This window comes from Halomonas sp. KM-1, from assembly GCF_000246875.1.
GTDB lineage: Bacteria > Pseudomonadota > Gammaproteobacteria > Pseudomonadales > Halomonadaceae > Halomonas > Halomonas aerodenitrificans.
Genome location: NZ_BAEU01000055.1, coordinates 33,062 through 42,400 on the forward strand (window position 1 = coordinate 33,062; position 9,339 = coordinate 42,400).

The window sequence follows — 9,339 nt, forward strand, 5'->3', positions numbered from 1 at the left end:
CTGGGGATTTCGCTACCCCATGGTAGGCTATGCTGAGAGCGTGAAAAGCATGAAGCGCGAAACCTCGACGCATAGGGGGATCGAGATATGAACAGAACCAAGGCTTTGCAGCTGTTACGGGATCACCTACCGTCTCTTTCTCGTGAGTACGGAGTAACCTCTTTGCGGCTTTTTGGTTCCATGTCTCGCGATGAGGCCCGTGATGACAGCGATATCGATATCTTGGTGAGCTTTGACGGCCCGGCGACCTCCGCTCGTTATTTCGGGGTGCAGTTTTATCTTGAGGATTTGCTGGGGCATCCGGTTGATCTCGTGACCGACAAGGCGCTTCGTCCCGAACTCAAGCCTTATATCGAGCGCGAGGCTGTGCGTGTCTAAGACACATCCGATGCGTGAATGGCGCTTCTATATTAATGATATGATCGGCTTCGCCGAGAAAGTTCTGTCTTACACGGAAGGCTTGGATCAAGACGGCTTTATCAATAACGACCTTACCTATGATGCTACGCTTCGTAATCTTGAGCTCATTGGCGAAGCGGCTACTCGCATTCCGGAAGAAATTCGTCAGCGGTATCCGGAAATACCATGGCGGTTGATCGTCGCCACTAGGAATCGCCTGATACATGCTTATCTGGGAATTGATGACGATACCGTATGGAGCATCATTCAGGACAATATTCCTAAGCTTTTGGAGCAGTTACGTACAATCAAAACCCAGTAGATGGGCGAGACGAAGCGATGACCTCTACCGAGCCCCGTATTACTCTGAATCCGCAGCGACACCGAGTGCAAGTATCGATCGGTGACACCCTGCTTGCCGATACCACCCGTGCCCTCGAGCTGCGCGAACGTGGTTATCCGCCTCGACTCTATATTCCCCGCGAAGACGTTCGAATGGACCTCCTGAGCCGCTCCGAGACCGTGACCCACTGCCCGTTCAAGGGCGATGCCGCGTACTTCTCATTCGGCGATCAGGCCGATGTAGCGTGGAGCTACGAGCAACCACTGGAAGGCATGGAGACGATTGCGGAATACCTGGCCTTCGATGACGACAAGGCGCTCGTGACAGAAGATCGCTAGACGCTAGACCGCGGCGGCCTGGGCTCAACGACTCGCTACCCCGGCGCGTGCGAATCGACGGCGACTCTCTCCTTCAGCAGCCACGCACCCAGGCCGGTGACGGCCAGCCCCAGGGCGGCGAAGAGCAGGAAGGTGGTGCCATGGCCTTCGGCTCCGACCAGCCAGCCGGCCAGCGGGGAGCCGGCGACCTGGCCGACCGAGGTGGCGAGCAGTGGCAGCACCGGGCCGAAGGCGGGCGCTTCTTCCATGATCTCGATTCCCCTGACCAGATAGAACCCGGTAAGGGTCATGTACCCGGCGCCGAACAGGGCCGCAGATGCCAGAGTCAAAGGGAAATGGTCGGGGGCGAGGGCCAGCAGAACCAGACCTGCGGAGAGCGCTACCAAACCAGCAGCATGGCTGAGCACCGACCCGAATCGCGCAATGAGATCACCGGCGCCAACGCCTGTCAGTCCGCCGAGGCCGACTGCCAGCCACATCCAGGCGGTCTGGCTCGGCCCCAATCCACCGGCGGCGATCGCCGCATCGGGAGCAAACACCCAGTAAGCCGCACTCACGCACCCCATGCCGGCGGCCAGGCCGCTCAGCCGAGTGATGGCGTGCCACTGCTCACGGCTCACCGGCAGGGCCGCGAGGGAAGGTAGCGATGACTGGAGAGGGCGGTCGTCCCGGGGCAGGAAAAGGAAGGCCGCCAGTGCGCCCAGGGCCGCCAAGGCGGCGAAGCCGATATAGGCGCTGCGCCAGGCCTCCGCCCAGATCAGCACCGCGGGCATGGCTAGCGCGATGCCCACGCTGGTGCCCGCGTTGATGGTGGCGTTGACCCGCCCACGCAGCCTCGCTGGCACGACCCGCGACACCGCTTCCGCCATCGCCGGTGAGGAAAGGCCGGTGCTGATGCCGCAGATCAGCACGCCGGTGGCCAGCAGCAATGCGGAAGGCGCCAGGGCGATCATGATCAACCCGATCCCGGCCAGGGCGGCCGCCGCAACGCCGGCACGGCGAACCCCGAGGCGCTGTGTCACCCAGGGGGCGACGAGGATGGCAAAGACGAAGCTCAGGAACGGCAGAGCACCGATCACGCCCGCCATGCTCGAAGAGATCGTCAGCTCGTCGCGCATCGCAGGCAGGAACAGACCGAATACGAAGCGGGCCAGCCCGTAGGTGATGGCGATGATCCCGCTGCCGAGGGCCGCCATACCAAGAGCGGAAAGGGGCCTCATGGCGTCTCGCTCCGGGCTGCGGCGAGCAGAGCATCGACCACCGCTCGGGTGTCAGACAGAGCCGGCTGCATGCCCAGTAGCACCACCGCCGTGTTGCTGCCCTCCAGCACCATGAAGAGGCGTCGCGCCAGGTTGGCGTGATGATCCAGACCATCGCGTGCCACGGTGGCTTCGATGCGTGCCAGCAGGTCGTGCTTGGCGGAGATCGCCAGCGCATGAACCTCTGCGCTGTGCTTGGCAAACTCACCCATCGCCTTGACCATGATGCAGCCATGCTGACTGCTGTGCTCCAGCCAGCGGCCATGGGCCTCGACCAGAGCCCGGGTCGCATGGCCGGGCGGGGCGGTGGCGGTGGCCGCATCGAGGCTGGCGATGAAGCGCGCATGGCGTGTCTGCAGCACCGCCGCGACCAGCGCCTCCTTGGAGGAGAAGTGGTTGTAGAGCGTCATGCGTACCACCCCGGCCGCCGCCACGATGCGGTCGATGCCGGTGGCATGAAAGCCCTGCTCATAGAAGAGACGCTCGGCCGTGGCGAGCAGATGGTCGCGCTTGGAGGCGGGCATTCGGTGGTGCTCCTGTATCCAATCTACATACTACATAGACCGGGTTTATATAGACCGATCTATCTAAATGGTAGCCATATCTAAGACCAGAGGAGCGGGAAGTGTCAAACGCTAAGTAGAAGGGCCGCTCTCCTGGGAAAGCGGCCCTTCACGTCAAGACTTGCTTACAAGCAGTCGGCATGACTTGCCCAACGTGCTGGTGTGATCCTTGTCGGACCTTAGGCGGCTCCCGACTCCCGGAAGTGATGCCAGGCATGGTGGTAGAGAACGCCAGCATAGCCGTTGCGCTGAATGATCTTGAGGATCTTGGCGGGGTCTTCGTTATCCAGGGCCTTGTGCAGTTTCGCCTGCTGTTCTTCGTCGAGAGCCTCATACCAGTGGTAGGGCTGCCCCTGGGCATTGCTATCCTCGGCCTTGCGCATCAGGTCCATTTCGATGCGCCCGCCGTGTCGATACAGGATATCGTAGCCCTCCTGCAGTTGAGTCGCCGGCACGTCGCACGGCTTTTCGAGACCTTCCAGCACGTTGTAGTAGTAATAGCTCAGCGGTTGCATGTGGCTCCTCCAGCGGTATGCCGTTGCTTGTATCTACCAACCTGCTTCCCTCTCCCCATCCTGCCTGAGCCAAGGCGGCGGGCTCAATGGAAAAAATGTAAGCCATCCGTGCGCACCCGGGCGACATGGCGAAGCCGCCTGGAGTGAGGCCCGTCTCACTCCGAATACCCCTCCAGCGCGAAAGGATTGAGAAACTGCCTGCCCCAGAGGAAGGCGCGGTCGACCGGGCTCAAGCCGGCCTCATCACACACGCTATCCCACTGCGCCCGAATCGTGGCGAGCTGACGGCCGATGATCTCTTTTGCCTGCACTTGGGTCAGGCCGAGTTGCTCCGCTGCCCTCAGGCAATGAACAAGCTGGCTGCGTCGTTCCTGGCCATGTAGCAGCATCGCTTGAGTGGCTTCTCCACCGGTTCGTGATTGGGGGCAAATGTCATAGGCTGGCGTCAATCGATAGGTTTCACCATCCCAGTAGGCGGCATGGTTGCGAGCATGGTCGTCGGTATTGCCGCACAGCACATTGAAGACGATGCGTCCGAAAAGCTCCTGGAGGGTTGAACCCGGCTGGTCGAATTCTGCCCGTATGCGATGGCCCAGGTCCTCGTAGCTGGCATAGCGAGCGGTCATTTCATCCAAGCCCAGCAGCGTGAGTGCCGATAGCACGATCCTTCGTGACCAACCGTTAGCGGCTTTCATTCGATCGAAGCGTTCTACCAGCAGTACGTCTTTACCCAGCGAGCGGGTCATCTCGACGGGAGCCACATCGAGCCCCGCGAGACTGGCAAGTCGCATGGCAACGAATTCGGCTTTCACCACACTATAGAGGTCGGTGCTGGAAGAGAACTTCGCCACCAACTTGCGATCCTGGTCATTCAGCAGGGCCTTGGGGCGAGCGCCGCCGATGCTGCTGCCGTGCTGAATGGCTTGATCGAGAGCGGGAGGTAGCGGCTCCCCTGCCTCCACGTATTCAGAAGCCGTTTGCAGCTCCGCCAGGGTGGCATCCTGATGCTCGCGTGGCTTGTACTCGGTGGGCGAGAGCTGAAAATCGAGGGCGCCGATTCGGTCGGACCCCGATTCGAGTAGATAAACCATCTCATTGAAATCGGCCTGATCGGCTCCCGCGCCTGTCATTCCTGTCAGCCGGTTGATGATGACACGGCGCCCCCAAGCGTCTGGGGACGCATCTCGTAGGCAGGAGGGCAGTGTGCCGCTGACCTGTTCCTGGTTGCCGCGGCGCAGGGGAAGCTCACGGGGAAAAAGGCTGATGGCATCCTCTCGGTCAAGATAGCGCCGACCGTAAGCGAAACGGTAGCGATCCTGATCGTCGCGTTCAAGGAGGCCGGCAGCCACCGGGAGGGGCTGATTAGGCAGCCACACCCAAACATAGGCACGTTGGCTAGAAGTCATCGTCGAGGGGCTCGTGCTGCTGACGGCGGGCGCGTTTGGGAAGCAGCGCCAGCCGTTCCAACTGGGTAGCGGACTCGCGTTTCAGGGTGTCCGTGTCGTCGGTGAATAGCGATACGCCTACCAACGCAGCCGCTTCGAAGTAGGTGCCGATGGCCACCCGGGGAGAGCCTTTGGCGATCTGGCGAATCGTGACCACGCCGACGCCCACTCGCTCGGCGAGTTCGTCTCGGGTCCAACCCTTGTGTAGACGCCCCTCTTCGATCAGTCCTGCGAACAGGCGCAGTGAGAGGGCAGCATGGGGGCTGAGAGTCACATGTCTCGTTTTCATATCGACACTATAGTATCGGTTAGGAGCTTTAGCGATATTTTAATGTCGGTTCTGGTTTCTGGGCACTGACCAAGCGCTACCTGGATCCGCACCCGCTAAACTGAGGCAAGCAGAGGAGCTTCGTCAGGGTGGGTGGAGCAGGGGGCGGGCGATGAACTACGAACAGGTAGTGGCGAGTCTGTGGCGCCATGGCGATGGGCAAGCGACCGATCATGTCGCTCGGCTCAAGGAACTCATTCGTTATGCCACCCTGGCGCCTTCCGGGCACAACACCCAGTGCTGGCGCTTCAGAGTCGCGGACGAAGCCATCACGATCCTGCCGGATCTTACGCGGCGCACCCCGGTGGTCGACCCGGACGATCACCACCTCTACGTTTCGCTGGGCTGCGCCGCCGAGAACCTGAGTCTGGCGGCACGGGCGTTCGGCATGCAGGGCGAGGTTACGTTTCATGCCGAAGGCGACGGAGAAGTACGCGTGACGCTAGCACCCTGCCAGCCGGAGCGCTCCTCGCTGTTCGAGGCGATCCCGGCGCGGCAGTGCACCCGCACCGACTACGATGGCGCACCCGTTACCGACCAGGAGCTCTACCTGCTCCAGGGCGCGGGAACCGGAAATGGGGTCTCCATCAGCCTGCTGACCGAGCGACCGGCGATAGAGCAAGTGTTGGGGTTCGTGCTTCTGGCCAACAGCTTGCAGATCCGTAGCCGGGCCTTCCGGCAGGAACTCGAGGCCTGGATCCGCTTTGGCGAACGCGAGGCGATCCTGAGCGGGGATGGACTATTCGCGCGTGCCATGGGCAGTCCCTCCACACCGCGGTGGCTGGGCCGGTGGTTATTCCGCGCGCTGCTACGCCAAGGCTCCGAGAATGCCAAACTCGCCCGGCAAATCCGCAGCTCCGCCGGCATTGCCGTGTTCATCTCGGAAGCCGACGACAGGGCCCACTGGGTGGAAGCCGGACGCTGCTATCAGCGTTTCGCTTTGCAGGCGACGGCACTCGGCATCTGCAATGCCTTCATCAACCAGCCGGTCGAAGAGACGAGCATACGCCCGGCGTTCGCCGAAGCCTTGGGTATCGTCGGTGGGCGCCCCGACCTGGTGGTGCGGTTCGGCCGGGGCAAGGCGATGCCGCGCTCTCTGCGCAGGCCGGTGGAGGCGGTCCTTATCCCATGACCCCGCAAACAGACCTCGCTTTGCCTGCGAGCCGAATCGCTCGTCTATTCGGCTCCTGGAGTGAGCCGAATAATTCCGCTATTCGGCTCACCAGAACATGTCGGCGAGAATTTGCTTGGCTTTACTTCCAGCCCGGCTGCCACCATATCCTCGTCAGCCCTCTCTACCCCGGAGCCCAGCCATGTCCGATTCTCTGCATCTGGCCTGCCCTCACTGCTTGGCCATCAACCGCGTGGCCACGGCGCGCCTGGCCGCCTCGCGCTGTGGTAAGTGCAAGCAGCCAATGTTCAGCGGGGCGCCGTTGGAGCTCACCAGCGCCAACTACGCGGCGCTGATCGAGCGCAGCGAGCTGCCGGTGGTGGTGGACTTCTGGGCCGGCTGGTGCGGCCCCTGCAAGATGATGGCGCCTGTCTTCGCTCAGACCGCCGCCGAGCTGGAGCCGCGCATTCGCTTCGCCAAGCTCGACACCGAGGCGGAGCAGGCTCTGGCCGGGCGCTTCGGCATTCGCAGCATTCCCACGCTTATCGTGTTCAAGGAGGGGCATGAGATCGCCCGCCAGGCCGGGCTGATGCAGGGCTCACAGCTTAAGCGCTGGCTGGAGTCGCATCTCGTCTAAGCCAGACCAACAATGGGCCTTGGTTGACCCTTGAGCCGAATGAGACGACAATTCGGCTCATATAGTGAGCCGAATAATTAGTTATTCGGCTCACCAGTCATACAGGGTACCGCCATGAACGCTTCAAGCACGACGCCACTCTGGATCTGGCAGCAACCCGACTGGCCCGCTTTCCACTGGCGGGCCGCCGTGATCCAGCCTCGCCTTCAGGAAACTTGGCGGTCTCTCGGGATGCTGCTGGGCAGGGTAGGTTCCCTGCCGGCCGACAACGATCCGGCAGTAATGCTGGATACGCTGCTGCAGAACATCATTACCTCCTCGGCCATCGAAGGAGAGCGCCTGAATGCCGCCTCGGTACGTTCCTCCCTGGCGCGACGCCTCGGCGTCGATGATGGAGCAGCGGCTGTTTCATCGCGTTCGGAAGGCCTAGCCGACATGATGATGGATGCCATCGGCTCGCCGGATACGGCGCTGACCCGCGAGCGGCTCTTCCAGTGGCATCGCTGGCTTTTTCCCGATGCCGAGACATCGCTGGTCAGGCTGCGGGTAGGAGAGTGGCGGGGCGAGGAGCCGATGCAGGTCGTCTCCGGTCGTCTCGACAAGCCCAAGGTGCATTTCGAAGCCCCGCCTCGCCAAGAGCTGGAGGACGAAATGGCTTCCTTCCTGGCGTGGTTCGACACGAGCCGCCACGACCCGACCCTGGACCCTCTACTGCGTGCCGGTATAGCCCACTTCTGGTTCGTTACCCTGCACCCCTTCGAGGACGGTAACGGCCGCCTGGCCCGCGCCATTGCCGACCGGGCCTTGGCCCAGGCCGACCGACAAAGCATTCGACTCTACACCATGTCCGCCGCGATCCTGGCCGAGCGGCAGAACTATTACCAAGTGCTTGAGAGCAGCCAGCGTGGCACGACGGATCTCAGTGACTGGCTGGCCTGGTTTCTCGATATCCTGCTGCAAACCTTGGAAGATGCTCTCGCCGGCATCGAGCGTACCTTGACCAAGACACGCTTCTGGCAGCGATTCTCCGAAGCCGGCCTGTTGCCGGAACAGATCAAAGTACTCAATCGGTTGCTGGATGGCGGAGAGCGGGGCTTCGAGGGCGGCATCAGCGCTGCCCAGTATCAGAAGGTCGCCAAGGTCAGTAAGGCCACTGCCACCCGCCATCTTTCCGACCTGCTGGCCAAGGGCTGCCTGGAGAAAATGCCCGGGGGCGGGCGCAGCACGCGCTACCGCGTGGTGGGCTGCGGTCCGGAAGGTAGCGAAGCCGCCTCGGACACCCCCTGACCAGGCCACTCACCAGGTCAGCGATCCAACAACCCCTCGGCGAGCGCCTCGCCAAGCCGATCTACGGCGGCGGCCAGCTTCTCGTCGATGACGTGTAGATACTCCGTCCAGTCATCCACGTGGTGCAGCTCCGCCTTGCCGTCGGAAATACCGCGCAGCACCACTAGCGGCACCTCGAAGCGGGCGCAGGCGCGCAGGCAGGCGTAGCTCTCCATGTCGACCATCTCCGCAGCGATGGCGGCATAGGCTTCGCCCGAAACGATATTGGCCCCGGTGGAAAGCGTGGCCTCACGAATGCCGGGAATACGCAGCGGCAGGGGAACGATCGCCGGCAGGTCGAGAAAGGGCGTGGTGCCCTTTTCGAAGCCCAGTGGTGAGGCGTCCATGTCGCGGTAAGCGACGGAGGTCGCCTGATAGATCTCGGTCTGCTCCAGCACCCGGCTGCCCGCCGAGCCCAGCGATACCACCAGATCCGGCAGGCGCCCCAGCTGGGCCAGAGCGGCCAGGGCCGCGGTGAGCTCCACCGCTGCCTCCACCGGGCCGACACCGGTCATGGTCGGGGTAAAACGCTGCTTGAGGTGCGGGCCGTATTCGGCCTCGGCGGCCATCGCGAACAGCACGCTACGGCCACCGAGCTCCGTCAGCGGCGGAGTAGGCTGCGCCGCGCTCATGCTCCAGTCCTCATCCGTCTCGTGGCCTCAGGCATCGCTGGCGTTGCCGACCGTCTGGATGACTTCGAATCCTTCGAAGTTCGGCGGGCCTAGGTAGAGCCCCTCGCGCTTGCTCTGGCCGGCGTTGGCGTGGGCCTTGCGGAACGCCTCGGAGTGGGTCCAGGCCTCGAAGTCCTCCCGCGAGCGCCAGATGGTGTGCGAGGCGTATAGCACGTGGTCTTCCTTCTCGGGGCCGCGCAGCATATGAAACTCGACGAAGCCGGGCAGGCCCTGCAGGTGGGTCTCCCGCTCCAGCCAGATCTGCTCGAACTCCTTCACTCGCTCGGGATTGACCCGAAAACGGTTCATGGCGATGAACACGATAATGCTCCTTGTGGTCAGCGGCTGATGGTCACCGAAAGACGATGACACCGACGCCGACAGGGGGCAAGGCCGGAAAAGGC

At 62.6% G+C, this 9,339-nt stretch carries 13 protein-coding genes; 6 read left to right on the forward strand and 7 right to left on the reverse strand.

Annotated features, from left to right (window positions below; all coding sequences use genetic code 11):
* Window positions 1–87 precede the first annotated feature (87 nt).
* The 3 genes from B8115_RS05440 to B8115_RS05450 are packed head-to-tail and all read left to right on the forward strand — an operon-like array spanning window position 88 to window position 1,080.
* Window positions 88–378 carry a nucleotidyltransferase family protein gene (locus tag B8115_RS05440; RefSeq protein ID WP_026037909.1) on the forward strand — a complete coding sequence of 97 codons (291 nt, stop codon included), beginning with the start codon at window positions 88–90 and terminating at the stop codon, window positions 376–378.
* A complete protein-coding gene (locus B8115_RS05445; protein ID WP_026037910.1) occupies window positions 371–721 on the forward strand; it encodes a DUF86 domain-containing protein in 351 nt (116 codons plus the stop codon). The genes B8115_RS05440 and B8115_RS05445 overlap by 8 nt, the downstream gene beginning before the upstream one ends.
* A gap of 17 nt (window positions 722–738) precedes the next feature.
* Window positions 739–1,080 carry a DUF427 domain-containing protein gene (locus B8115_RS05450; protein ID WP_010626751.1) on the forward strand — a complete coding sequence of 114 codons (342 nt, stop codon included), beginning with the start codon at window positions 739–741 and terminating at the stop codon, window positions 1,078–1,080.
* Between the two features lie 35 nt (window positions 1,081–1,115).
* On the opposite strand, the gene B8115_RS05455 is transcribed toward B8115_RS05450, so the two are convergent.
* The 5 genes from B8115_RS05455 to B8115_RS05475 form a co-directional block, all read right to left on the reverse strand.
* Window positions 1,116–2,300, reverse strand: a complete 1,185-nt coding sequence (locus B8115_RS05455) for an MFS transporter (RefSeq protein WP_083861778.1) — start codon at window positions 2,298–2,300, stop codon at window positions 1,116–1,118.
* Window positions 2,297–2,863: a TetR/AcrR family transcriptional regulator gene (locus tag B8115_RS05460; RefSeq protein WP_010626753.1), complete on the reverse strand. Its 567-nt coding sequence runs from the start codon at window positions 2,861–2,863 to the stop codon at window positions 2,297–2,299. Before B8115_RS05460 ends, B8115_RS05455 begins: the two co-directional genes overlap by 4 nt.
* A gap of 218 nt (window positions 2,864–3,081) precedes the next feature.
* Window positions 3,082–3,417: a hypothetical protein gene (locus B8115_RS05465; RefSeq protein ID WP_010626754.1), complete on the reverse strand. Its 336-nt coding sequence runs from the start codon at window positions 3,415–3,417 to the stop codon at window positions 3,082–3,084.
* Window positions 3,418–3,572: 155 nt separating this feature from the next.
* Window positions 3,573–4,823, reverse strand: coding sequence for a type II toxin-antitoxin system HipA family toxin (locus B8115_RS05470; protein ID WP_026037911.1), 1,251 nt, complete (start codon window positions 4,821–4,823; stop codon window positions 3,573–3,575).
* A complete protein-coding gene (locus B8115_RS05475) occupies window positions 4,813–5,151 on the reverse strand; it encodes a helix-turn-helix transcriptional regulator (protein ID WP_026037912.1) in 339 nt (112 codons plus the stop codon). Before B8115_RS05475 ends, B8115_RS05470 begins: the two co-directional genes overlap by 11 nt.
* A gap of 151 nt (window positions 5,152–5,302) precedes the next feature.
* On the opposite strand from B8115_RS05475, the gene B8115_RS05480 reads away from it, so the two are divergent.
* The 3 genes from B8115_RS05480 (at window position 5,303) to B8115_RS05490 (ending at window position 8,225) form a co-directional block, all read left to right on the forward strand.
* Window positions 5,303–6,322 (forward strand): Tat pathway signal protein, encoded by a 1,020-nt coding sequence (locus B8115_RS05480; protein ID WP_010626757.1) that lies wholly within the window; start codon window positions 5,303–5,305, stop codon window positions 6,320–6,322.
* Window positions 6,323–6,503: 181 nt separating this feature from the next.
* Window positions 6,504–6,938 carry a thioredoxin TrxC gene (trxC, locus tag B8115_RS05485; protein WP_010626758.1) on the forward strand — a complete coding sequence of 145 codons (435 nt, stop codon included), beginning with the start codon at window positions 6,504–6,506 and terminating at the stop codon, window positions 6,936–6,938.
* Between the two features lie 114 nt (window positions 6,939–7,052).
* Window positions 7,053–8,225, forward strand: a complete 1,173-nt coding sequence (locus B8115_RS05490; RefSeq protein ID WP_026037913.1) for a Fic family protein — start codon at window positions 7,053–7,055, stop codon at window positions 8,223–8,225.
* A 17-nt stretch (window positions 8,226–8,242) separates the two neighbouring features.
* On the opposite strand, the gene B8115_RS05495 is transcribed toward B8115_RS05490, so the two are convergent.
* Together B8115_RS05495 and B8115_RS05500 are read right to left on the reverse strand one after the other, a co-directional pair.
* Complete coding sequence (locus B8115_RS05495; RefSeq protein ID WP_010626760.1) at window positions 8,243–8,896, reverse strand: 5'-methylthioadenosine/S-adenosylhomocysteine nucleosidase; 654 nt, start codon at window positions 8,894–8,896, stop codon at window positions 8,243–8,245.
* A 27-nt stretch (window positions 8,897–8,923) separates the two neighbouring features.
* Window positions 8,924–9,256 (reverse strand): antibiotic biosynthesis monooxygenase, encoded by a 333-nt coding sequence (locus tag B8115_RS05500; protein ID WP_010626761.1) that lies wholly within the window; start codon window positions 9,254–9,256, stop codon window positions 8,924–8,926.
* Window positions 9,257–9,339: the final 83 nt, after the last annotated feature.

What these genes read in the sequence shown, in the direction of transcription:
- B8115_RS05440 (WP_026037909.1), top strand. Translation starts at nt 88, where the DNA reads ATGAACAGAACCAAGGCTTTGCAGCTGTTACGGGATCACCTACCGTCT.
- B8115_RS05450 (WP_010626751.1), top strand. Translation starts at nt 739, where the DNA reads ATGACCTCTACCGAGCCCCGTATTACTCTGAATCCGCAGCGACACCGA.
- B8115_RS05455 (WP_083861778.1), bottom strand. Translation starts at nt 2,300, where the DNA reads ATGAGGCCCCTTTCCGCTCTTGGTATGGCGGCCCTCGGCAGCGGGATC.
- B8115_RS05460 (WP_010626753.1), bottom strand. Translation starts at nt 2,863, where the DNA reads ATGCCCGCCTCCAAGCGCGACCATCTGCTCGCCACGGCCGAGCGTCTC.
- B8115_RS05465 (WP_010626754.1), bottom strand. Translation starts at nt 3,417, where the DNA reads ATGCAACCGCTGAGCTATTACTACTACAACGTGCTGGAAGGTCTCGAA.
- B8115_RS05470 (WP_026037911.1), bottom strand. Translation starts at nt 4,823, where the DNA reads ATGACTTCTAGCCAACGTGCCTATGTTTGGGTGTGGCTGCCTAATCAG.
- B8115_RS05475 (WP_026037912.1), bottom strand. Translation starts at nt 5,151, where the DNA reads ATGAAAACGAGACATGTGACTCTCAGCCCCCATGCTGCCCTCTCACTG.
- B8115_RS05480 (WP_010626757.1), top strand. Translation starts at nt 5,303, where the DNA reads ATGAACTACGAACAGGTAGTGGCGAGTCTGTGGCGCCATGGCGATGGG.
- trxC (WP_010626758.1), top strand. Translation starts at nt 6,504, where the DNA reads ATGTCCGATTCTCTGCATCTGGCCTGCCCTCACTGCTTGGCCATCAAC.
- B8115_RS05490 (WP_026037913.1), top strand. Translation starts at nt 7,053, where the DNA reads ATGAACGCTTCAAGCACGACGCCACTCTGGATCTGGCAGCAACCCGAC.
- B8115_RS05495 (WP_010626760.1), bottom strand. Translation starts at nt 8,896, where the DNA reads ATGAGCGCGGCGCAGCCTACTCCGCCGCTGACGGAGCTCGGTGGCCGT.